The organism is Halosimplex marinum, assembly GCF_051414075.1.
GTDB classification, from domain to species: Archaea; Halobacteriota; Halobacteria; order Halobacteriales; family Haloarculaceae; genus Halosimplex; species Halosimplex marinum.
In genome coordinates this window covers 1,168,153-1,189,045 of sequence record NZ_JBLKNY010000003.1, presented here as the reverse complement: position 1 = coordinate 1,189,045, position 20,893 = coordinate 1,168,153, and the positions used below count along the sequence as shown (strand labels likewise).

The 20,893-nt window shown below is 69.8% G+C and carries 21 protein-coding genes and 1 pseudogene; 14 read left to right on the top strand and 8 right to left on the bottom strand.

Annotated features, from left to right (window positions below):
• The first annotated feature begins 36 nt into the window (after positions 1-36).
• Positions 37-1,089: a YihY/virulence factor BrkB family protein gene (locus ACMGFI_RS07000; protein WP_436908426.1), complete on the top strand. Its 1,053-nt coding sequence runs from the start codon at positions 37-39 to the stop codon at positions 1,087-1,089.
• 31 nt (positions 1,090-1,120) lie between these two features.
• On the opposite strand, the gene ACMGFI_RS06995 is transcribed toward ACMGFI_RS07000, so the two are convergent.
• Genes ACMGFI_RS06995 through ACMGFI_RS06985 form a run of 3 tightly spaced genes read right to left on the bottom strand, consistent with a single transcriptional unit; the run spans position 1,121 to position 4,867 of the window.
• Positions 1,121-2,434, bottom strand: a complete 1,314-nt coding sequence (locus tag ACMGFI_RS06995) for a nickel pincer cofactor-dependent isomerase, group 22 (protein WP_436908425.1) — start codon at positions 2,432-2,434, stop codon at positions 1,121-1,123.
• Positions 2,434-3,576, bottom strand: coding sequence for a 4-hydroxythreonine-4-phosphate dehydrogenase PdxA (pdxA, locus tag ACMGFI_RS06990; RefSeq protein ID WP_436908423.1), 1,143 nt, complete (start codon positions 3,574-3,576; stop codon positions 2,434-2,436). Before pdxA ends, ACMGFI_RS06995 begins: the two co-directional genes overlap by 1 nt.
• Position 3,577: 1 nt before the next feature.
• Entirely contained in the window at positions 3,578-4,867 is a 1,290-nt protein-coding gene (locus ACMGFI_RS06985; protein ID WP_436908422.1) for a four-carbon acid sugar kinase family protein, read from the bottom strand.
• 144 nt (positions 4,868-5,011) lie between these two features.
• Here ACMGFI_RS06985 and ACMGFI_RS06980 point away from each other — a divergent pair, with 144 nt between their 5' ends.
• The 4 genes from ACMGFI_RS06980 to ACMGFI_RS06965 all read left to right on the top strand — a co-directional run bounded on the left by ACMGFI_RS06980 (position 5,012) and on the right by ACMGFI_RS06965 (position 7,331).
• The gene (locus ACMGFI_RS06980; protein ID WP_436908421.1) at positions 5,012-5,593 is read left to right on the top strand and encodes a hypothetical protein; all 582 of its coding nucleotides are present in this window, start codon (positions 5,012-5,014) and stop codon (positions 5,591-5,593) included.
• Positions 5,594-5,694: 101 nt separating this feature from the next.
• Positions 5,695-6,651: a mannonate dehydratase gene (locus ACMGFI_RS06975; RefSeq protein WP_436908420.1), complete on the top strand. Its 957-nt coding sequence runs from the start codon at positions 5,695-5,697 to the stop codon at positions 6,649-6,651.
• Positions 6,652-6,701: 50 nt separating this feature from the next.
• Positions 6,702-6,938 (top strand): antitoxin VapB family protein, encoded by a 237-nt coding sequence (locus tag ACMGFI_RS06970; protein ID WP_436908418.1) that lies wholly within the window; start codon positions 6,702-6,704, stop codon positions 6,936-6,938.
• Positions 6,939-7,331 carry a type II toxin-antitoxin system VapC family toxin gene (locus tag ACMGFI_RS06965; RefSeq protein WP_436908416.1) on the top strand — a complete coding sequence of 131 codons (393 nt, stop codon included), beginning with the start codon at positions 6,939-6,941 and terminating at the stop codon, positions 7,329-7,331.
• On the opposite strand, the gene ACMGFI_RS06960 is transcribed toward ACMGFI_RS06965, so the two are convergent.
• Together ACMGFI_RS06960 and ACMGFI_RS06955 are read right to left on the bottom strand one after the other, a co-directional pair.
• The gene (locus ACMGFI_RS06960) at positions 7,332-7,745 is read right to left on the bottom strand and encodes a hypothetical protein (protein WP_436908414.1); all 414 of its coding nucleotides are present in this window, start codon (positions 7,743-7,745) and stop codon (positions 7,332-7,334) included.
• Between the two features lie 104 nt (positions 7,746-7,849).
• Positions 7,850-9,058: pseudogene (locus ACMGFI_RS06955) on the bottom strand (mandelate racemase/muconate lactonizing enzyme family protein); the annotation flags it as partial.
• A gap of 480 nt (positions 9,059-9,538) precedes the next feature.
• Between ACMGFI_RS06955 and ACMGFI_RS06950 the strand changes: the two are divergent.
• The 4 genes from ACMGFI_RS06950 (at position 9,539) to serB (ending at position 11,719) form a co-directional block, all read left to right on the top strand.
• Positions 9,539-9,718, top strand: coding sequence for a DUF5786 family protein (locus ACMGFI_RS06950; protein WP_436908411.1), 180 nt, complete (start codon positions 9,539-9,541; stop codon positions 9,716-9,718).
• Positions 9,715-10,314: an endonuclease dU gene (locus ACMGFI_RS06945; protein WP_436908410.1), complete on the top strand. Its 600-nt coding sequence runs from the start codon at positions 9,715-9,717 to the stop codon at positions 10,312-10,314. Before ACMGFI_RS06950 ends, ACMGFI_RS06945 begins: the two co-directional genes overlap by 4 nt.
• 54 nt (positions 10,315-10,368) lie before the next feature.
• Positions 10,369-10,962, top strand: coding sequence for a uracil-DNA glycosylase (locus ACMGFI_RS06940; RefSeq protein ID WP_436908408.1), 594 nt, complete (start codon positions 10,369-10,371; stop codon positions 10,960-10,962).
• Between the two features lie 118 nt (positions 10,963-11,080).
• Complete coding sequence (serB, locus tag ACMGFI_RS06935) at positions 11,081-11,719, top strand: phosphoserine phosphatase SerB (RefSeq protein WP_436908406.1); 639 nt, start codon at positions 11,081-11,083, stop codon at positions 11,717-11,719.
• A 31-nt stretch (positions 11,720-11,750) separates the two neighbouring features.
• Here the strand turns inward: serB and ACMGFI_RS06930 are convergent, their stop codons facing one another.
• Positions 11,751-13,043: an O-acetylhomoserine aminocarboxypropyltransferase/cysteine synthase family protein gene (locus ACMGFI_RS06930; RefSeq protein WP_436908405.1), complete on the bottom strand. Its 1,293-nt coding sequence runs from the start codon at positions 13,041-13,043 to the stop codon at positions 11,751-11,753.
• A 210-nt stretch (positions 13,044-13,253) separates the two neighbouring features.
• Here ACMGFI_RS06930 and ACMGFI_RS06925 point away from each other — a divergent pair, with 210 nt between their 5' ends.
• The gene (locus tag ACMGFI_RS06925) at positions 13,254-13,550 is read left to right on the top strand and encodes a hypothetical protein (protein ID WP_436908403.1); all 297 of its coding nucleotides are present in this window, start codon (positions 13,254-13,256) and stop codon (positions 13,548-13,550) included.
• 112 nt (positions 13,551-13,662) lie between these two features.
• Entirely contained in the window at positions 13,663-13,959 is a 297-nt protein-coding gene (locus ACMGFI_RS06920; RefSeq protein ID WP_436908400.1) for a hypothetical protein, read from the top strand.
• Between the two features lie 105 nt (positions 13,960-14,064).
• On the opposite strand, the gene ACMGFI_RS06915 is transcribed toward ACMGFI_RS06920, so the two are convergent.
• Complete coding sequence (locus tag ACMGFI_RS06915; protein WP_436908398.1) at positions 14,065-15,888, bottom strand: DNA-directed DNA polymerase II small subunit; 1,824 nt, start codon at positions 15,886-15,888, stop codon at positions 14,065-14,067.
• Positions 15,889-15,984: 96 nt separating this feature from the next.
• Between ACMGFI_RS06915 and ACMGFI_RS06910 the strand changes: the two genes are divergently transcribed.
• Positions 15,985-17,085 carry a S26 family signal peptidase gene (locus ACMGFI_RS06910; protein WP_436908397.1) on the top strand — a complete coding sequence of 367 codons (1,101 nt, stop codon included), beginning with the start codon at positions 15,985-15,987 and terminating at the stop codon, positions 17,083-17,085.
• Between the two features lie 33 nt (positions 17,086-17,118).
• On the opposite strand, the gene ACMGFI_RS06905 is transcribed toward ACMGFI_RS06910, so the two are convergent.
• Positions 17,119-18,831, bottom strand: coding sequence for a Cdc6/Cdc18 family protein (locus ACMGFI_RS06905; RefSeq protein WP_436908395.1), 1,713 nt, complete (start codon positions 18,829-18,831; stop codon positions 17,119-17,121).
• Positions 18,832-19,852: 1,021 nt separating this feature from the next.
• Between ACMGFI_RS06905 and ACMGFI_RS06900 the strand changes: the two genes are divergently transcribed.
• Complete coding sequence (locus tag ACMGFI_RS06900) at positions 19,853-20,494, top strand: Era-like GTP-binding protein (protein ID WP_006882467.1); 642 nt, start codon at positions 19,853-19,855, stop codon at positions 20,492-20,494.
• A 5-nt stretch (positions 20,495-20,499) separates the two neighbouring features.
• A complete protein-coding gene (locus ACMGFI_RS06895; RefSeq protein WP_123535269.1) occupies positions 20,500-20,889 on the top strand; it encodes a DUF2073 domain-containing protein in 390 nt (129 codons plus the stop codon).
• The last annotated feature ends 4 nt before the right edge of the window (positions 20,890-20,893 follow it).

Sequence of the window (20,893 nt, the reverse complement as noted above, 5' to 3'; positions counted from 1 at the left end):
GCGGGGTTTTTCCCGCCGCGCTCCGACGGGCTCGGCATGGACAGACGGGTCCGGCGGGCGCTGACAGTGGGGCGGGCGGTCGTCCACGAGCTGCGTACCGAGCGGGTGACGTTCATGGCCGGGAGCATCGCCTACCACGCGTTCGTCTCGATACTCCCGTTGCTGTTGCTGGTGCTCGCGGTCGTTTCGGCGGCCGGCCGCTCCGACATCGAGCAGGGGATCATCGACCTCACGCGGGCGGCGCTGACCCCGGGCGCGGCCGACGCGCTCGTCGGCGAGCTGCAGTCGGCCTCGACGGGGGCCTCCCTGATCGGGGTCGCGGTGCTCGTCTGGGGGACGCTGCGGATCTTCCGCGGGCTCGACACCGCCTTCTCGGACATCTACGAGTCCTCGGCGGAGAACACGCTCCTCGACCAGTTCGTCGACGGCGCCGTCGTCTTCGTCTGCGTCGCAGCGGTGATCGTCGCCGCCGCGGTCCTGAACCGCACCGTCCAGTTCGGCGGGCCCGCCGGCTGGCTGGTCGGCCGCCTCCTGCAGGTCGGCGCGGTCGCCGTCGCCCTGCTCCCGATGTACTACGTCTTCCCCGACGAGCCCGAGATGCTCCTCCGCGAGGCGGTCCCGGGCGTCGCCGTCGCCGCCGTCGGCCTGACGGTCCTGGAGACGGTCTTCCGGTTCTACGTCCGGTTCCGCGGCGAGGCGAGTTCCGGCGACGTGCTCGCGGGCGTGCTCGTCTTCCTCACCTGGCTGTACTTCAGCGGGCTCGTCGTCCTCGTCGGCGTCGCGGTCAACGCCGTCCTCGGCAACCGCTCGCGGGACGTGGACATCCGCCCGGTCGTCGGGGGCCGCCCGGCCGAGAACGAGGCGCCCGCCGGACGCGACCCCGTCGACGCCGAGGCGCTACGCGCGACCGTCTACGACCTCCAGCGGGACCTCCCGAACGCCGAGCGCGTGACCCTCACCGTCGACGACGAGTCGGTTGCGCTCCCGCCGCCGGACACCGTCGAGGTCGACGCCGACGAGTCGCGGCTCCCCTTCGTGTCCGACCCGGTCGCCCTCGAACTCCGGTGGTCGCTCGACGACGGCGAGTGAGTCGGCGAGCCGTCGGCTCGGCGCCGACGCGTCAGCGGTAGGGGTCCGCCGCCAGCGTCCCGTTCGACAGTTCGAGCGGCGCCAGCGGACCGACGGCCACGTCCGGGCGCTCGCGTAGCTCGGCGGCGACCGGCCCGGAGACGACCAGCGAGTCGGGGTCCATCGTGCTCGGGACGCGCGCGACGCGCAACTCGGCGGGGTCGGCGACGCCCGTCGTCGAGGCGGCGAGCAGGAGGGCGGTCGCGTCGTCCGGCACCACGAACGGGAGCTTCGCGCGGCGGGGCTCGCCGCTGGTGGCGATGTTGACGTACGTGTCCTCGAAGTCGATATCGGCCACGAGGTCGCGGTGGACGAAGTCGGCCAGCCCCACGCCGACGGCGTTGCCGTGAGAGGGGGCCGTCAGCGAGCGGGCGTAGACGCGGGTGATCGAGGGGGTCTCGGGCTCGCGCTCGCCGTGGAAGTCGTAGCGCCCGAGGACGTTCGTGTCCATCCCGGTGCCGGACTTGTCTTTCCCCATCTCGTCGACGACGAGCAGGTCGAGGTCGTCGACCGGGAGCGTCGCCAGGTGCTCGCTGGCCAGGTCGAGCAGTTCGGGCTCGCGGTCGAGCACGTCGGTCGCGTCGACCCCTTCGACCCGCGCGGCGCGGTGGGCGGCGTTCTCGACGACCGCGATCCCGCCGACGACAGGCGTCTCCCGCCGGAGCACCTCGTAGCGGTCGGCGATCACGTCCGAAAAGTCCGTCGCGATCGCGGCGTTGTGCAGGGATTCGGCGCCGCGGTGTTTGCCGAGGCCGATCACGGCCATCTTCGCCAGCCCGCTCTCCACGTCGCCCCTGAAGTCCGTGTGCGGTTTGACGCGGTTGGCGAGCAGGACCGCGTCCGCGTCGAGCGCGTCGCGGGCCGCGTAGACCGGCCGGCCCATCCCGTCCTCGCCGACTTCCTCGACGGCCATCGACGAGCGGATCTCGCACCCCAGCGACTCCGCGGTGACTCCGAGCGCGGCGAGCGTCTCGCGCTGGCCCTCCGCGGTCGCGCCGCCGTGGCTCCCCATCGCCGGGACCACGAACGGCTCGAACCCCCGCTCGTCGAGTCGCTCGACAGCGGTCGCCAGGACGACCGGCATGTCCTCGATCCCGCGACTCCCGGCGGTGACCGCCACCGAGGATCCGGCGTCGAGGTCGTCGAACGCCGCGACGGCGTCGACCGCCTCGCGCGCCGCCGCCCGCACGTCGTCGACCGAGACGAGATCGCGCTCGCGGCGGGCCACGGCGAACTCGGGCAGGTCGTCGACGGCCTGGTCGTTGGCGCCGGCGAGCGCGTCCGCGTCGGGGAACTCGACGTCCATCAGTCGCCCCCGGCGTCCGTGGCGGATCCCCCGGGAGCGGGAGCGTCGCCGCGGGCGGCGCGGTTGCGGGCGATGCGGGCGGCCACGTCGACGGCGTCGACCATGCTGGCCTCGCTGGCGACGCCCTCGCCGGCGATGTCGAAGGCGGTGCCGTGGTCGACGCTCGTGCGGACGATCGGCAGGCCGACAGTGACGTTGACGCCGGAGACGGCGTCGTCGCTGGCGAACCCGAGCATCTTGATCGGGATGTGGCCCTGGTCGTGGTACATCGCGACCACGCAGTCGTAGTCGCCGGCCGCCGCCCGCGCGAAAACGGTGTCCGGCGACTCCGGGCCGACAACGTCCAGGCCGTCCGCGCGGGCGTCCGCGACGGCGGGCTCGATATCGCTGCCCTCGGCGACGCCGAGGATGCCGCCGTCGCTGGCGTGGGGGTTCAGCCCCGCGACGGCGATGGTGGGCTCTTCGATCCCCAGGTCGCGCAACCCCTCGTGGGTCACGTCGATCGTCGTCCGGACGCGCCCGCGGCACACCCGCTCGCACGCCTCGGTCAGCGGGACGTGCGTGCTGACGTGGGTGACGACCAGGTCCGCGTCGACCCCGCCGTCGGCGGTCTCGTCGACGGAGCCGGCGGCTCCGTCCGCCCGTGGCGCCTCCGACGCCACGCTGTCCAGTCCCTCGACGAGCATCATCGCGTACTCGTCGGTGTCGGTGCGGTCGGCGAGCAGCCCCGTGTGACCGGCGTGCGCGCTCCCCGCACAGCGGGTCGCCTGCTTGTTGATCGGCGCGGTCGCGATGGCGTCGACGGCCCCGTCGGTCGCCAGTTCGATGGCCCGTTCGACGTACTCGAGGCTCGCCGCGCCGTAGGCCTCGCGGACCTCGCCGTAGGTCAGATCGTCTACATCGACGTTACCCAGGTCCACCACCGGGATCGTCGCGGGATCGGCGTCCGCCGCCTCGGGCGAGTCGACGGGTTCGACGGCCAGGTCGGCCTCGCAGATATCGACGGCCGCGCGCAGTACGTCGGCGTCGCCGACGACGAGCGGCGCTGCGGCGTCGCACAGTCTCGGGTAGGCCTCGACGACCACCTCGGCCCCCACGCCGGCGGGGTCGCCCATCGTCACGGCGACGGTCGGTCGCTCCATGCTACCGACCCAGCGCGTCCAGACAGTTGAGGATGACCCTTTCCGTCCCGAAGCCGCCGGCCTTCGTCGCCACCCGCGTCCCCGCCGCGGGGCCGTCCGCGACCGCGCCGACCGGAACGCCCGCGGCGACCGACTCGCCCGCGAGCCGGACCGCCGCCGCGCCGAGCGCGTCCAGCACCGCGCCCGCGGTGTCGCCGCCGGTGAGGACGAGGCCGGCGGGCGGAGACGCCTCGACGGTCGCCCGCGCGGCGGCGGCCAGCGCCGCGGAGACCCGGTCGGCCGCGAGGCTGTCGGCGTCCGCCCCGTCCCCCGCGATCTCGTCGGCCGCCCGCTCGGCCGCGGTCACGTCCGCCGGTTCCGTCGCGGCTGTGACGACCGCCCGGTCGTGCCAGTCGAGCAACACCCCCAGCGACTCGGCGGCCGCGCGACCGGCCGAGTCCGGGTCGCGGACGGCCGCCGCGGGGTCGAGGGCGACGACCGCCTCGTCGTCGACCGCCGCCAGTTGTGCGAGCGTCCGCTCGTTGACGCTCCCGACGACCCCCAGCACGCCCGACCGCCGGGGGTCGGTCGAGACGGCCGGCGGGGAGCCGGGCGACTCGCCGGACACGTCGACGTGCGCTGCGAGGCCGCCGCTGCCGACGTAGAGGGGATTCAGGTCCGGCGACGCCGCGCCCGCCGCGACCGCTTCGAGGTGGTCGTCGCTCAGTGCGTCACAGACCGCGAGGGTCGGTCGCTCGTCCGCGGCGGGGTCGGCCAGCCGGGCCGCGACCGCCGACGGTCCGGCGTCGACGGTGTCGGTGTCGAGGTGCGCGAGGGGGAACTCCGAGCCGGCGAACAGCTCGCGGAGGTCCGACTCGGCGACGCCGTAGCCCGCCTCTGAGAGGGGGGTGCCGTCGACGAGGTGGCGCCCGCCCTCGGTGGTGCGGCCGGTCGCCGGGAACGCCGGCGCGACGACGGCCAGGGCGGCCCCGGTCGCCGCCAGCGCCGCGTCGACCTCGGCGACGACGTTCCCGCGCAGCGTCGAGTCGACCTTCTTGTAGACGAGGGGGGCAGGGTGCGTCTCGACCGCCCGGGCCACCGCCGTCGCGGCCGCCTCGGGGTCGGCGTCGCGGCTGTCGGTGTCGACGACGAGCACGTCCGTCTCGGTTCCACCGGGGTCGGTCTCGGAGTCGGCGGCGGTGTCGCCGTCGACCGACCGCCGGACGCGGACGCCCCGCCCGCGTGCGGCGAAGCCGTGGCCGGTGTCCGTCGCCCCCGTCAGGTCGTCGGCGACGACCAGCGCGTTCGGCATTGCCGTCGCTTTCGCTCGCTCGTACTTAGTCGCGTCCGTCCGGGCGTCGGAGTCGGCCGCGAGTCGGCCGACGGGGACCGCGCCCATCGTCCGCCATTCGATCGCCGGCCGGCGACTTATTCGCCCGAGGGCCGAACCGGCCACGTGACCGAACCGAATCAGGCGGCCGTCGAGGAGGCGGTCCGCGAGGGGGAGTCGATGGGCACACGCGACCTGGTCGAACTGATCGAGCGTCACCACGACGGCGCGGGCGTCGAACGGGAGACCATCGAGGCGTACGCGGAGGAACTGGCAACCCGCGACGACTACGCCTTCGACAAGCAGGCGTTCCTCGCCGACGTGGACGAGCACACCACCGACGCCGACCGCTGGGCGGGCGCCGGCTACTACGAGATCGGCGACGACATCGACGACGGCCGGATCAGCCTGTTCCCGGAGTCCTGGCACGAAGAGCTCGGCGGATCGACCGATGTGGCCGAGTACGTCGCGTTCATCCAGGACGAGGAGCCCGAGTACCTCGCGGACCTGGAACTGGGCGGCCCCGGCGAGGGCGTGCCGAAACCCGCCGTCCTCCAGGCGCTCCAGCTCGTGGGGCGGGTCGACCGCCCGACCGCGCGGGAGGCGCTGGCCGGCGCCGGCGACCGCGGCGACATCGTCCAGGACGCCGACCAGAACCCCGACGCCGACGTCTACCTCGTCGACCGCGTCTCCGAGGACACGGCCTGACCCGAACGCGCCGAGCGGCCGGTCCGCCGCTCGCACCGCCCGAAACCGGAGCGAACCGCGACCAACCGAACGGTTTTGCCCCGCCCGTCGCAGGCGGTGGTATGGACTACACGGTCTTCATGTCGACCGAGCCCACCGAGCGGTGGGACCTGGCGAAGCAGATGGGGCTCTCGAAAGCGGTCTCGGGGCTCCCGCGCGGCGCCGACGGCGACCCCTGGGCGTTCGAACCGCTGCTCGAACTGAAAAACCGGTTCGCGGACGCCGGCCTGAACCTCGCCGTGATCGAGGACCGGCCGCCGCTGGACGACGCCATCCTCGGCCGCGACGGCCGCGACGAACAGATCGAGACGGTCAAGACCCTGCTGCGGAACATGGGCCGGGTCGGCATCGACGTGTGGTGTTACGTCTGGATGGCGCCGCTGAAGGTGCTCAGAACGTCGCGGTCGGTGCGGGGCCGCGGCGGCTCGCTCGTCACCCGCTACGACCACGAGCAGATGGATCGGGGGCCCGAGTTGCGCGGCGCCACCGCCGAGGAGCTGTGGGCCAATCTCGAATACTTCCTCGACGAGGTCGTCCCCGTTGCGGAGGAGGCCGGCGTCAAACTCGCGCTGCACCCCGACGACCCGCCGCACTCCCCCGTTCGAGGGGTCGAGCGCATCGTCACGAGCCCGGAGGCCTACCGCCGGGCGATGGACCTCTACGACTCTGAGTACAACGGGATCACGCTCTGCCAGGGCAACTTCGCGGCGATGGGCGCGGACGTGCCGGCGGCCATCCGCGAGTTCGACGAGCGGATCCACTTCGCGCACTTCCGGGACGTGGAGGGCTCCGCGGCGTCGTTCACTGAGGTGTGGCACGACGAGGGGCCGACCGACATGGCCGAAGCCATCCGCGCCTACGAGGAGATCGGCTTCGACGGACCGTTGCGGCCGGACCACTGCCCGACGATGGCCGGCGAGGACAACGCCTCGCCCGGCTACCACGACAAGGGCCGGCTGTTCGCCGTGGGGTATCTCAAGGGGCTGCGCGACCAGTATCGGTCGATGAGCGGCGAGTAGCGACCGGGGCGGCGAAGGGCTTTTTGCGCGCTGCATACGACCGTATGCATATGTCCAAGAGCATCCGGCTCTCGGAGGACGCCTACGAGCGCCTCGCCGCGCACAAGCGCGAGGACGAGACGTTCTCGGACGTGGTGCTCCGGCTGGCCGGCGAGCGCTCGCTGCTGGATATCGCGGGCGTCCTCTCCGACGAGGAAGCCGACGCCGTCCGGGACGCCGTCGAGGAGCGCCGCGAGCGCCGTCGTCGGGACCTCGAAACGATCGCCGACGATCTGGGTGGGTCGTGAGTGCTACTCGACACCGCGTTTCTCATCGACCTGCTGAACGGGGACGAGGCTGCCGTCGAGCGGGCACGTGAGCTGGAAGCGAACCTCGTTCAGCAGCGGATCTCCTCGATGACGCTGTTCGAGCTCTACTACGGCGTCGGCCGAGCGGACCAATCGGAAGCCGAACGCGAGGAGATCGAGGCGGTGCTGGAGTCGAAGCCGATCCATCCCGCGGACACGGCGGTGATGCGGAAGGCCGGGCGCCTCGCCGGAGAACTGGCTACCGACGGGAATCCCGTGGCCGACGGCGACGTGATCATCGGTGCGACGGCGGTCGTCATCGACGAGCCGGTACTCACTCGCAACGTCGACGACTTCGAACGGCTGCCGGGCGTCGAAGTCGAGACGTACTGATCAGTCGTCGGCGGGGTCCGCGTTACCGGCCGGCTGACGTGTCCCCTCTCCCCGCCCACGCTCCAGCGCGTCGAGGCCGCCGAGGACGTACCCGACCATGTACGTCCCGAGGACGACGACGAGCAGGCCGACCTCGTCGGGGAACTCGACCGGGGCGGCGAAGACCGCCTGGAACGCGACGAGGATCACGAACACCTGTCCGGCCGCGCTCCACCTGTTGTCGCGCCAGTTCCCGCTCGCGCTCGTGAACTCGGGATGGTCGCGGACGAGCCGCGAGGCGACCAGCCCGAGCACCAGCAGGGCGATCCCGCCGGCCGCCGCGACGCCGGGTTCGGTCCCGAGCCGCCAGAGTCCGGCGCCGGTCCCGGCGCCGAGCGCGAACGCGAGCACGCGATGGAGGGTCGTTCGCTTCATACGGGCGGGTACGAACCCCGGAGTGAAAAATCACCTGGCCAATATGTCGAGCCCGGTCGACGGTCCGTCGAGCGCCGGGCCGAGAATCAATCGGCTCGGCCGGCTCAGGGCGCCGGGTCCAACAGCGTCTCACCCTCTTTCATGTGCTCCTCGACCGCGTCGAGGTCGAGCGTGACACCCAGGCCGGGCCCGTCGTCGACCGGGATAGCACCGTCGACGATCACGTCGTCCTCCTCGACGAACGTCTCCCAGTCGGGGTCGTCGCGGCCGTGCCACTCCAGGGCGAGGAAGTTCGAGACCGAGACGCCGACGTGGGCGCCCGCCATCGTCCCGAGCGGCGAGGAGACGTTGTGCAGCGCCAGCGGGATGTAGTAGTCGTCGGCGAGGTTGGCGGCCTTGACCGTCTCGCGCATCCCGCCGAACTTCGGCATGTCGGGCTGGAGCACGTCGATGCCCTGCCGCTCGACCATGTCGCGGACGCCGTGGGTGCGGTAGACGTTCTCGCCGGCGCAGATGGTGGTGTCGGTGCCCTGCGTGACCTCCCGCTGGACCTTCAGGTTCTCGGGGGGCACCACGTCTTCGAGCCACCACACGTCGTAGTCCTCGACCGCGGCGGCCAGCCGGCGGGCGCTGTCGCCCGCGTAGTTCCAGTGGCAGTCGAAGGCCACGTCGGCGTCGTGGCCGACCCGCTCGGTCACCGCCTCGACGACGCTCGCCTTGTAGTCGATGGCCTCGGCGTTGAGGTGGCGGTTGTGCCGGTCTTTCTCGTAGCGCTTGCTCGCGTCGAGGTCGAACTTGATGGCGTCGTGGCCCTCCTCGACGACCAGCTCGGCGGCCTCGGCGTAGCTCTCGGGCGCGTAGATGTCGCGGTCGAACTCGTCGGGTTTGGCGTTCTCGTGGGCGCCGCCGAGGTGCGCGCCGGCGTGACAGTCCACGTAGACCCGCGCCTCGTCGCGGTAAGCTCCGCCAAGCAGTCGGTAGGCCGGCTGTTCCTCCAGCTTGCCCGCCAGGTCGTGCAGCGCGATGTCGATCCCGGAGATGGCGCTGACGGTCGCGCCCGCCAGCGACCCCGTCGCGGAGTGGATCTCGTAGAGCCTGTGGACCAGCGGCTCGACGTCGCGGGGGTCCTCGCCCTCCAGCCACTCCAGGGAGTCCTCGACGATGTCGGCCACGCCCGGCCCCCAGTAGCACTCGCCGGTGCCGGTGACGCCCGCGTCCGTGTAGATGCGGACGAACGTCCACGTCCAGTCCGCGTCGACCTGTGTCGTCTGTACGTCCGTGATTTCCACGTCGGTCATAGCGCCCCGTTTCGAGGCCTCCGTAATCAACCTCGGGGCGTCCCATCAGCCGCCTGTCGCGTTCCCGGTAGCGCTCCCGGAGAGTCCTTCCGCCGTCCGCCGACGCGCCCGACGCGCCCGCCGCATCGACCCCCGTTCGACCGCCGGTTCGGGCTCGCCCGCGTCGGCGTCACGCCCCACCGCGCCCCGCACACCTGTAATACGTTCTATAATACGGTCGAGCTCGCCGGAGTCGATCGGGTGAACGGGCGGTTCCGCCGCCGAAAGCCGCGAACAGGGGCGATCCTCGTCGCCACCGCCCCTCTCAGTGCTGCGATAACTATCCACACGGCCGTTCAGTTATCGGACCCAGATCTTGACTAACATCCGCGTCAGCCGGAAACGGTTCGGCTTCGTCCCGTTTGATCCGCGTTACTCGATGTTCGATCAGTTAATTGCCGGTTACTCCCCACTGGGCGTATGATTTTTCACGATCAGTGTGTAACGATCACTCGTATGGGGTTCGGGAGCTACGACGAATCTGAACAGGAGAATCAGGAACTCGACGCCGACCTCGACGACGACGACGGCGTCAACACAGCGGAGAACACACACGACGGCGACGTGGAGTACGAGTTCGACGCGTCGAACGACGAACTCCTCGACAGGCTACAGGACATCAAAGAGAACACGTGAAACGCGGGGTTCGCGCCATCGGGGTGGCCGAATCCTACCGCGCGGAGAATAGCACGCTGGCGGCCGCCGTCGTCCGCGCGAGCCGCGTCGTGGACGGGTTCGCCTTCGACACCTGCGCGGTCGGCGGCACGGACGCCACCGAGACGGTCGTCTCGCTGGTCGACCGACTCGACCGCGAGGACGCGCGATACGTCCTGCTGGCGGGCATCGCGCCCGCGTGGTTCAATTTCTTCGACCTCCCGGAGATCCGCGAGCGCGTCGACCGCCCGGTCGTCTCGGTCGCCTTCGAGGACAGCGACGGGCTCGAAGCGCCGCTCCGGGCGGCGTTCGACGGCGAGGCGCTCGACGACCGGCTGGCCGTCTACCGCCGCCAGCCCGAGCGCCGCCCGGTCGAACTCGACGACGCGACCGTCTACGTCCGCGCGGCCGGCCTCGGCCCCGACGAGGCCGCCGACGCCGTCCGCGCGTTCACGCCCGAGGGCGGCCGGCCGGAGCCGCTGCGAGTCGCCCGCCTGGCCGCCCGGGCGGCCGACCGGCGGTTCGTCGGCGGGGTCACGGACGGCGACCGGGAAGGCGACGCGGACGGCGACCGCTGAGTCGCCGGCCGCGGAGACCGACCCGATTATGGTCGCGGGCGGCGACTCCCGGGTATGAGCGACGGCGAGATGGACGGGCTGGCGGTGGTGGCCTGCGAGCGCTGTCCCGAGCTGGTCGACCACCGCGGTCGCATCGTCAACGGCGTCGGCCCGGCGGACGCGGACCTGCTGTTCGTCGGCGAGGCGCCCGGCCAGTACGAGGACGAGCAGGGCGAGCCGTTCGTCGGCCGCTCGGGCGACGTGCTGGACGACGGCCTCCGCGACGCCGGGCTGGATCGGGGCGACGTGCGCATCACAAACTGCGTCCGCTGTCGCCCGCCCGACAACCGCGATCCGACCGACGAGGAGCTCTCGAACTGCCGGGGCTACCTTGAGACGGAGATCGACCGCGTCGACCCCGAGGTGGTCGTCACGCTCGGGAAGGTCCCCGCCGAGCACCTGCTGGAGCGTGACGTGGCTGTCACGAGCGAGGCCGGCGAGGTCGTGGAGGCGGGTATCGCCGGCGCCCGTCGGCGGGTGCTGGTCTGCGTCCACCCCGCGGCGACGCTGTACGACCCCTCCCAGCGCGAGACGTTCGCGTCGACGCTCGAACGGGCCGCCGAGTTCACCGACGAGTCCAGCGGCCAGTCCCGGCTCGGGGATTTCTGAGCCGCCTGACCCGCTCCGAGTTCCGCCCGGCCCGGGTTTCCCGCGAGTCGACGGTTCACCGCGGACGAGCGGGTGGGAAAAGATGGTTTGAAAGGCACCCCCGGCGAACGGACGCGCAATGACCGTAGTCGCGTTCGACTTCGACGGGACGCTCTCGGACTCGGAGATGACCGTCCTGCTGGGCGAGCGAAACGGGACGGCCGACGACATGGCTTCGATTACCGAGCGGGCGATGAACGACGAGATCGAGTACGCCGAGAGCCTCCGCCAGCGCTGTGCGCTGCTGGAGGACCTCCCCGACGAGGAGGCGGGGGCCGCCTTCGACCAGGTGGAACTGCGCCCGGGCGCGGCCGACGTGATCGCGGCGCTGCGGGAGGCCGGCGTCTACGTCGCCATCCTCACCGGCGGGTTCGAGCGCGGAGTCGCCCGCGCGCTGGAGAAAGAGGGCGTCGAGGTCGACGCCATCGTCGCCAACCGGCTCCCGGTCGCCGACGGGAAGCTGACGGGCACCGTCGAGGGGCCGCTCATCGAGGGGACGAAAGACGACGCGCTGGAGGTGCTGACCGCGGTGGTCGGGGCCGACCGGGGCGACACCATCGCCGTCGGCGACGGCGCCAACGACCTCCCGATGCTACAGGTGGCGGGGCTGGCCGTCGGCTTCGACCCGAAACCGGCCGTCGCGCCCGCCTGCGACACCATCGTCGAGACGATGGAAGAACTCCACGAGGTGCTCCAGGGCGAGGACGTGCTGGACTGAACGGTCGGAAACGAAACCGCGACCGTCGCTCTCAGTTCGTCGCCGCGTCGATGGCCTGGTCGAGGTCCGCGACGATGTCGTCGACCGATTCCAGGCCCACCGAGAGCCGGACCATGTCGTCGGTGACGCCGGCCGCGGCCTTCTCCTCGTCGCTCAGTTGCTGGTGGGTGGTCGAGGCGGGGTGGATGATCAGCGTCTTCGCGTCCCCGACGTTCGCGAGCAGCGAGGCGATCTCCGTCGATTCGACGGTGGTCCGGGCGGCGTCGTAGCCCTCCGCCAGGCCGAAGGTGATCATGCCGCCGTAGCCGCCCTCCAGGTACTCGCTGGCCTCGTCGTGAGTCTCGTGGTCGTCGAGGCCGGGGTATGTGACCCAGGAGACCTCGGGGTGGTCGGCGAGGTGCTCGGCGACGGCCATCGCGTTCTCGCAGTGCCGGTCCATCCGCATCGGCAGCGACTCCAGGCCCTGCATCGTGGTCCAGGAGTCGAACGGCGACTGCTGGCTCCCGAGGTCGCGCAGGCCGCGGGCGACCGCGGCGTAGGTGAACGCGGCGTCGCCGAACCGCTCGCGGAAGTTGACGCCGTGGTAGGCGGGGTTGGGCTCGGCGATCTCCGGGAACTTCTCGGCGTGCTCGTCCCAGGGGAAGGAGCCGCCGTCGACGAGGACGCCGCCGACGGTCGTGCCGTGGCCGTGGATCCACTTCGTGGTGGAGTTCCAGACGAGGTCGGCGCCGTGGTCGATCGGCTGGCAGAGATGCGGCGTCGCGAACGTGTTGTCGACGAACAGCGGGACGCCGTGGTCGTGGGCGATGTCCGCGATGCGCTCGATGTCGGGCGTCACCAGCGCGGGGTTGCCGATGGTCTCGAAGTGGACGTAGGCGGTGTCGTCGTCGATGGCCTCCTCGTAGGCCTCGTAGTCGAGCGTGTCGACGAAGCGGGCCTCGACGCCCATCCGCGGCGCCGTGTGGGTGTAGTAGGTGTAGGTGCCGCCGTACAGCGACGACGCGGTGACGATATTGTCGCCCACGTCCGCGAGCATGAAGGTGGCGAGGTTCAGGGCGGCCATCCCGGAGGAGGTGGCGACCGCGGCGGCGCCGTTCTCCAGGGACGCGATGCGCTCTTCGAGCATCGCGTTCGTCGGGTTCATCAGCCGCGAGTAGATGTGCCCCGACTTCTCCAGGGCGAACTGCTGGGCTGCGTCGTCGGCGTCCTCGAAGACGTAGCTCGTGGTCTGGTAGATCGGCGGCGCGCGCGCGCCGGTCGCCGCGTCCGGTTCCTCCTGGCCAACGTGCAGTGCCTTCGTCGCCGGGTCCCAGTCGTCGGACATGAGTTCGACTGACGGTCGCCGGCCACATAAGTCCCCTCGGCCCGGCGAGAGCCGCCCGCTGTCGCCGGTCCCGGCAGGATTTCGCGCCGACCGAACCGGTTCGCTCCCCGCCGGTGGGGTTGTCCCTCCGGACCGCGCCGACCCGGACCGCGACCCCGGCCATCGTATCTAACACGCAGTTAAGTCCCTGGAAGCCGTACGTATCCGGCAATGAGTTCCTCCGGGATCGGATCGCGGCTGGTGACGGCGGTCAGCGCGCACGTGCTGCGGGTCGTCGGATCGCTCATGATCGTCCTGTCGATCGGAGTCGCCGCGGTCAGCGTCTCCACGGGAAGCGGGCCCGGCGGCGGCGAGACGGGCGGCGGAACCACCGCCTTCGCCGCCGACGCGGGCGCGGTCGCCGCCCTCGTCGAGTTCGGCGCCGCCCATCCCGCCTACCCCGCCGCGGTCCTGGTCGGGCTCGTCCTCGTCGCCGCCGGCGAGGAGACGCCGCTGATCGGGAGCTAGCGCGGACGCGCCGCGAGGTATCGTCGATAGCCGCGTTGCGACCTGCCGACGGTCGCACGTTCGGACGATGTCTGACGTAGATTTATCCGGTCGTGGCGCCTGCTCACGTTCGATGGCGCGACTCGGTGGCCAGGCCGGAACCGGAACGGCTCTCGACGGACAGACCCTGCGGATCGCCGGGCTGGTGACCCTCGTCTGTACGACTTCGGTCACCGCCGCGAGCCTCGGCACGTCCCACGGGCTCTCGGTCCCCGGTCGGTCGGGCTCGAACACCGCGCCCGTCCTCGCCGACATCGGCGTCGCGGCGGCGCTCGTCGAGTTTGCCGCCGCTCACCCCGCGTATCCGGTGCTCGCACTCGTCGGGCTGGTTCTGGTCGTCGCCGGCGAGGAGACGCCGCTGCTCGGGTGACCGGTCGTCGGTCGTGCGGTTCGACCCGAAACGGAGGGGTTCGACTCGAAACCGAGAGGCTCGCCCGTGTCACCCCCGACGATGCGCGGTCGCTCGAAGCCCCGATCACTCGAAGTCGTGGATCCGCAGGTCGAGCGTGTCCAGCGAGACGATGGGGGCGAAGGCCACGTCGGGGTCGATGTTGACGCTCTTCTGGAAGTCCGTCTGGGCCTGCCAGCAGCCGGAGTTGATGGTGAGGACGTTGTGGTACTTGCCGTACCCCAGCTTGTGGACGTGGCCCGAGTGGAAGATATCGGGGACCGACTCCATGACGAGGTGGTCCTCCTCCTCCGGGGCCAGGCGGGTCTGACCGCCGAACTGCGGCGCGACGTGGCGTTTCTTCAGCAACTGGTACATCGGCTTGTGCGGTTCCTCGTAGCTGGCCTTCTCGTCGGGCAACTCGGCGATCACCTCGTCCAGGGAGACGCCGTGGTACATCAGCACGTCGACCCCCTCGACGGTCACGGTGGAGGGGTTGCCCGAGATGCGGGCGTCGTGGGCGCTCATGATTTCCCGGAGCTCCTCGTCGAAGGCCGGTTGCGGCTCGGCGAGGCGGACCGCGTCGTGGTTGCCCGGGATCATGATTATCTCCACGTCCCCCGGGACCTCCTTGAGGTACTCGCTGAACCGCTCGTACTGCTCGTAGATGTCGACGATGTCGAGTTCCTCGTCCTGGTCGGGGTAGACGCCGACGCCCTCGACCATGTCGCCGGCGATGAGCAGGTACTCCACCCGATCCGCGTCGGCCGTGTGCAGCCAGTCGGTGAAGCGGTGCCAGGCGTCCGCTTCGAACTCCTGGCTGCCGACGTGCACGTCGCTGATGAGCGCCGCCTCGACCTCCCGATCCGCGGTGGAGGGCTCGTAGGTACGGGGGATCTCGGGGAAGTACAGCGAGTCGACGAAGAGGATACCGCCGTCGTCGGCGAGCGTGCCGTCGACGGCGATGACCTCGTCGAGCAGGAGTTCGTTCACCAGGTCGGCGATGTCGCGGTCTTTCATCACCAGGCAGGGGAAGGTGCCGTTGGTGTCCTCCAGCTCGACCAGCCAGTGGCCGCTGGCAGTCGAGCGGATGTCCGAGACCATGCCGACCAGCGCCGCCTCGCTGCCGCCCGCCATCGACTCGATGGCGTCGGTCGGCCGGTGGTTGACCCGCCCGCGAAGTTGCTTCGAGAGCTTCTCGTAGCGGTCGCGGAACACCGCGACGAAATCGGAGTACTCGCCGGTCCCCGTGCTCTGGAAGTCGCCTTCGATGGCGACCGACTGCTCGTCGGGGTCGGCCGGCGTCCGACCGCCGTCTCCCGGCTCCGGCGCGTCGCCCGTCCCCGCCGGGTCCACCGTTTCCGCAGTCGCGTCGGGTTTCGCCGTCTCCGCAGTCGCGCCGGGTTCCGCCGTCGCCCCCGTCGTTTCGGGTGGGTCCGGTTCGGCGGTTCCGGTCGCCTTCGAATCGGCCATCGGTCGTGCGTCCGAATCCATGCCCGAAGCGGCACCGTCGTCCGTCGCGCCGCCGCCCTCGTCCGTCCCGGTACCTCTGTCGCCCGTGACAGACCCCCCCGTTTCGACTGCAGCGTCCCCGGCGCCGTCCGAAGGTTCGGACGCGGTAGTTCCAGTTGAAACAGAGGGGTCTTCGTCCGAGGGATCGGCGGCGCTTTCGGCGGCCGAGTCCGGTCCGGTTCGATCCGCCGAACCGCCGGACCGCGAGCGGGTATCGACGACCTCCTTGACGTGGTCGGCGGTGAGCTTGACGGCGTCGTCGGGGACGGTTTCGAGTGTACGGTCGAGCGCGCCGGCGGGGTCGGGCGTCGAGGCGAGGAGGGTGACCGCCTCGGGTTCGGCGTTGTACCCCCGCCTGGCGAGTTCGTTGGCGACGTGAACCGGCGTCTCGAGCGGCACACTCGCCCATCGGCGGCGGTCCGCAAAAGCGTAGCGGACCCGGGGGACGGGGACGGGTCAGAACATTCAAACCGACACTGACCCAACGGCCTCCCAATGAGTCCGCCCCGCGACGACGAGCCGCCCTCCGAGGCCGACGACGGACCCGTCGACGGCGGGACCGGCTCCGGCCGGACCGACGACGCCGAAGCGGGCGCCGAACCGGATCCGCCCGCCGGATCCGACGGCGGGTCCGGCCAGGACCGGGGCCCCGGGAGCGACGACGCTCGGTCCACGGGGGACGTAGAAGAGCCCGGAGTCGACGAGGGCGGAACTGACGAGACCGGCGACTCCGGCGAGGGGGCCGACGACGACGCCGGCGAGGGACCCACCGGAGACGACGCCGGGATCGCCGTCAACGGCGGGGCGCCGGCGGCGGACGCCCCGTCGGTGGACGCTCCCTCGTCGGACGGCCCACCGGCACGTCGCGGCGACGCCGGAGCGGCCGAATCGGAGACCGGGAGCGGCGCGCGGACGTTCGTGGTCGACGTGGTGTCGAGCGCGCTGGCCGTGTTGCTGGTCGGCGCCCTGCTGTTCGCGGTGAGCGGCGTCTGGCCGCCGATGGTGGCCATCGAGAGCCCGAGCATGACGCCGCACATGCAGACCGGCGACCTCGTCTTCGTGATGGAGGAGGAGCGGTTCCCCGGCGACGGCGCGGTCGCCGGAACCGGCGTCGTGACGCTGCGGTCGGGCCAGGAGACCGGCTACGAGAAGTTCCAGCGCCCGGGCGACGTGATCGTCTACAAGCCCGACGGCAGCGAGAGCGCCACGCCGATCATCCACCGGGCCATGTTCTACGTCGAGGAGGGGGAGAACTGGTACGACGAGGCCGACCGGCAGTCGATCGGCCGTTACAGCGAGTGCGGCGAGACGACCGAGGAGGCACTGCCCACCTGTCCGGCCCCCCACGCCGGGTTCATCACGAAAGGCGACGCCAACGGCGGCTACGACCAGGCGCAGGCGAACCCGCTGAGCGGTCCGGTCAAGCCCGAGTGGGTCGTCGGAACCGCCGAGGTCCGGGTCCCGAAGCTCGGCTGTATCCGACTGCGCAGCGAGCGATGCGCGCCCGGGCTCCGCGCGGCGACGACCGATGCGGGGCTGACCGCCGACGCGACGTTCGCGGCCGAAACGGGGAATCGGACCGCGGTCGCTCCGTAACGGCCGGGATCTGCGGCGAAAAGGATTTTTCGGTCAGCTCGAGTCGCTATCGAAGCGGGTCTGGACGAACGGCTGGGTGTCCTCGATGTCCGAGAGCCGCGAGTCCGACAGGAGCACGGCCTCGGTCTCGTCGATCGGGACCGACAGGGAGATCTCCTTGGTGCGGCCGTAGCGGCCCTTGCTGACGACGACCGCGTTGACGATCCCGAGCATGTCGAGTTCGGAGATGAGGTCGGTGACCCGCCGCTGGGTGAGGGTGTCCACGTCGATCTCCTCGCACAGGCGCTGGTAGACGTTGTACACCTCGCCGGTGTTGATGTTGTGGACGCCGTTGCTCTCCAGCATGATGATCGCGAACAGGACCAGTTTCGACTGGGTGGGCAGGGTGCGGACCACCTCGACGACGCGGTCGAGTTCGATCTTCTCCTGGGCCTTGCGGACGTGGTCCTCGTTGACGTCGTCGGTCTGGTCGCGCTCGGCGAGTTCGCCCGCCGTTCTGAGGAGGTCGAGCGCACGGCGAGCGTCGCCGTGTTCCTGGGCGGCGAACGCCGCACACAGGGGGATCACGTCGTCGGTGAGCGCGTCGCCCTCGAAGGCGACCTCGGCGCGGTGTTCGAGGATGTCCCGCAGCTGGTTGGCGTCGTAGGGCGGAAAGACGATCTCCTCCTCGCCGAGGCTGGACTTGACCCGGGGGTCGAGGAAGTCGGTGAACTTCAGGTCGTTGGAGATGCCCATGATCGACACCCGCGAGCGCTCCAGCTCGGAGTTCATCCGCGAGAGGTTGTAGAGGGTGTCGTCGCCGCTCTTCTCGACGAGCTTGTCGATCTCGTCGAGCATGATGACGACCACCCGCTCGTGGTAGTCGACGGCGTCGAAGAAGGTGCTGTACACCCGGTCGGTCGGCCACCCGGTCATCGGGACCTGCTCGAAGGAGTCGCGGTCGTCCTCCAGCTGCTCGATGCGGTCCTCGACGGCGTCGACCGAGTCGTACTCGGTGTCGGCCAGGGCCGCCGGATCGTCCCGTGCGCGCTCGCGCAGGTCCTCGAGTTCCTCGAGCTCCTCGTCGATGACCGCCTCGTTCTTCTCGATGAACTTGTTGGCCAGCTGGGCGAGCACGCGGTACTGCGTGTCGGTGACCTCACAGTTGATGTACTCGACCTCGCAGGGGACCTCGTACTTCTGGGAGGTGGACTCGAGTTCCGTGCTGACGAACTTCGCGCTGGCGGTCTTGCCCGTCCCGGTCTTCCCGTAGATGAGGATGTTCGACGGCGAGTCCCCGCGCAACGCGGTCACGAGGATCGTCGCCATGTTGTTGATCTGCTCCTCGCGGTGGGGGAGCTTGCGCGGCGTGTAGGACGGTCGAAGGACCTCCTTGTTCTCGAAGATCGGGTCGCCGGCCAGCAGGTCGTCGAACAGTCCCTGCGAGGCCTCCTCGGTGTCCTCCGAACCCACGTCGTCGAGCATCACGTCGTCGAGCACCGACGAGTCGACGTCGTCCCCTCCCGAGTCGAAGTCCACGCCCGCGGAGCCGAGACCGCCACGGGCGCCGTCCGTGGGATCCTCGCCCTCCGGGTCCGTCGAGTTCCCGGCCGTCGGCTCGTCGTCGTTCGGCCGCTCCTCGCCGTCGCGGTCGGTCGCGTCCCCCTCGTCCGCCGACGGGGGTGTCTGTTCGCCGTCGCCACCTGCTCCATCCACGAACCGCTGTGAATCGAGCGTCGTGTCCTGGTCTGTGTCGTCCCCGTTCATCGTGATCGTTCGAGTCCCGCGAATTCGAACCCCTCCGTTTCGCCTGGAAGTCACGTCGCGCACCCGCGGAGCGTGACGTACGCCGATGAAATCGCCGCGTTCCGCCGATTCCGGTAAACGTAGCGAGTCCAGTTGAACCACAAGAACCCGTGGTTGATACGATATTAAATATTTCGGTGACTGCCGCGTGGGAGTTTCGGGTGAAGAGGGCTACAGTTCGAATATCGAGTGAACGAACCGCTGTCGCTGACGAATCAGTCCCAGGATGCGGCGGTCGACTTCCGGAGAGCCGGATACCCGAACGTCGATGAAGAGTGGATTCGTGATAAGAGTGGAACAGGAACGGCCACACCACCCCCACCCCTTCGTTTCGGGTGGAACGACCAGAAGGAGGGTGGGGGGTTCGAGCGGAATCCTTCGCTCCTACTAGAGAGAAAGATTTACTATCTAGACCGTAAAACCAAATCCGCACCAGGGAGAAAAGAATATTTCGTCGGAGCTTGTGTCTAGTTGTAGAGTATCTATGTTTCCTAGTTATGGTAGAATCACTTCAGGTAATCCTATTCCCAGTTATAATGTCTGTCGAGCATCTCATTCTGCCCTCGGAGTAACGACGGGTTCCACGACTCCCGAAGCTACCCCCACGGTCCCGCTCCGTTCCACTTGAAACGAAGGGGTGGGGGTTGGGGACTCTCGACGGAACCGCAGGTTGACGGGAATCGCTTCTCGTCTGGAGCCGTCTCGTTCGCTGTCTCCGATCCCTTCTGGGTCGACTCCTCGAGTCGCATCCGGTTCGAGGGCTCGGACCCCATCCCGCGGCCGATCTCCGGTCCGATTCCTGTTCCGGAACTGTCCGGTTTCGGGAGGCAGTCACGACTGGGGCCGGAACTCCACAGCAGGGAGCGTGAGTCGGCCGAATTCCCGTAGTAATATCGAGATATTTATATATGTCTGACGTAGGCTTAAGTGAGTCGGAGCGGCTTATTCGCTCAGATGCGCCGCCGCGGCGCAGGAGGATAGGATGGGACTGTTCACAGAGCTCAAAGACAGCATTTCGAGGGCGGCGTCGACGCTGTTCTCGGAGGAGGACCCGAAACGTATCGGCATCTACGGCCCGCCGAACGCGGGGAAGACGACGCTGGCCAACCGCATCGCCCGGGACTGGACCGGCGACGCGGTCGGCCCGGAGAGTCACGTTCCCCACGAGACGCGCCGGGCTCGCAGGAAGGAGGACGTCGAGATCGAGCGCGACGGCAAGACGGTCAACATCGACATCGTCGACACGCCGGGCGTGACGACGAAGGTCGACTACACGGAGTTTCTCGAACACGACATGGAGAAAGACGACGCCGTCCGCCGCTCGCGGGAGGCGACGGAGGGCGTCGCGGAGGCGATGCACTGGCTCCGGGAGGACGTCGACGGGGTCATCTACGTGCTCGACTCGACGGAGGACCCGTTCACCCAGGTCAACACGATGCTCATCGGGATCATCGAGAGCCAGGACCTCCCCGTGCTGATCCTCGCGAACAAGATCGACCTGGAGGAGTCGTCGGTCCAGCGGATCCGCAACGCGTTCCCGCAACACGAGACGACGGAGCTGTCGGCCCTCGAAGGTGACAACATGGACGAAGTGTACGACCAGATCGCGGAGTACTTCGGGTGACAACCATGGCCGAAGCCAAACACCCCGAAGACGAAGACGGAGTGCAGATCGACCTGATCAGCGCCGAGCGGATGGACGGCAAGACGACGATGGAGAAGATCCGGATGATCCTGGACGGCGTCCGGGACAACAACATCGTCATCCTCGAGGCCGGCCTCACGCCCGACGAGGAGTCGCGGCTCATCGAGGTCACGATGACCGAGATCAGCCCCGACGAGTTCAACGGCATCGAGATCGAGACCTACCCCAAGTCCCAGGCCGACGACTCGAGCCTGCTCGGCCGGCTGATGGGCAAGGAGGAGACCAAGAAGCTGACCGTCATCGGCCCGGCCAACCAGATCGAGACCCTGCACAAGGACGAAACCCTCATCAGCGCGCTCGTCTCGCGGAAATAGCCAA

What these genes read in the sequence shown, in the direction of transcription:
- ACMGFI_RS07000 (WP_436908426.1), top strand. Translation starts at nt 37, where the DNA reads ATGGACAGACGGGTCCGGCGGGCGCTGACAGTGGGGCGGGCGGTCGTC.
- ACMGFI_RS06995 (WP_436908425.1), bottom strand. Translation starts at nt 2,434, where the DNA reads ATGGACGTCGAGTTCCCCGACGCGGACGCGCTCGCCGGCGCCAACGAC.
- pdxA (WP_436908423.1), bottom strand. Translation starts at nt 3,576, where the DNA reads ATGGAGCGACCGACCGTCGCCGTGACGATGGGCGACCCCGCCGGCGTG.
- ACMGFI_RS06985 (WP_436908422.1), bottom strand. Translation starts at nt 4,867, where the DNA reads ATGCCGAACGCGCTGGTCGTCGCCGACGACCTGACGGGGGCGACGGAC.
- ACMGFI_RS06975 (WP_436908420.1), top strand. Translation starts at nt 5,695, where the DNA reads ATGGACTACACGGTCTTCATGTCGACCGAGCCCACCGAGCGGTGGGAC.
- ACMGFI_RS06970 (WP_436908418.1), top strand. Translation starts at nt 6,702, where the DNA reads ATGTCCAAGAGCATCCGGCTCTCGGAGGACGCCTACGAGCGCCTCGCC.
- ACMGFI_RS06960 (WP_436908414.1), bottom strand. Translation starts at nt 7,745, where the DNA reads ATGAAGCGAACGACCCTCCATCGCGTGCTCGCGTTCGCGCTCGGCGCC.
- ACMGFI_RS06950 (WP_436908411.1), top strand. Translation starts at nt 9,539, where the DNA reads ATGGGGTTCGGGAGCTACGACGAATCTGAACAGGAGAATCAGGAACTC.
- ACMGFI_RS06940 (WP_436908408.1), top strand. Translation starts at nt 10,369, where the DNA reads ATGAGCGACGGCGAGATGGACGGGCTGGCGGTGGTGGCCTGCGAGCGC.
- serB (WP_436908406.1), top strand. Translation starts at nt 11,081, where the DNA reads ATGACCGTAGTCGCGTTCGACTTCGACGGGACGCTCTCGGACTCGGAG.
- ACMGFI_RS06930 (WP_436908405.1), bottom strand. Translation starts at nt 13,043, where the DNA reads ATGTCCGACGACTGGGACCCGGCGACGAAGGCACTGCACGTTGGCCAG.
- ACMGFI_RS06925 (WP_436908403.1), top strand. Translation starts at nt 13,254, where the DNA reads ATGAGTTCCTCCGGGATCGGATCGCGGCTGGTGACGGCGGTCAGCGCG.
- ACMGFI_RS06920 (WP_436908400.1), top strand. Translation starts at nt 13,663, where the DNA reads ATGGCGCGACTCGGTGGCCAGGCCGGAACCGGAACGGCTCTCGACGGA.
- ACMGFI_RS06910 (WP_436908397.1), top strand. Translation starts at nt 15,985, where the DNA reads ATGAGTCCGCCCCGCGACGACGAGCCGCCCTCCGAGGCCGACGACGGA.
- ACMGFI_RS06905 (WP_436908395.1), bottom strand. Translation starts at nt 18,831, where the DNA reads ATGAACGGGGACGACACAGACCAGGACACGACGCTCGATTCACAGCGG.
- ACMGFI_RS06900 (WP_006882467.1), top strand. Translation starts at nt 19,853, where the DNA reads ATGGGACTGTTCACAGAGCTCAAAGACAGCATTTCGAGGGCGGCGTCG.
- ACMGFI_RS06895 (WP_123535269.1), top strand. Translation starts at nt 20,500, where the DNA reads ATGGCCGAAGCCAAACACCCCGAAGACGAAGACGGAGTGCAGATCGAC.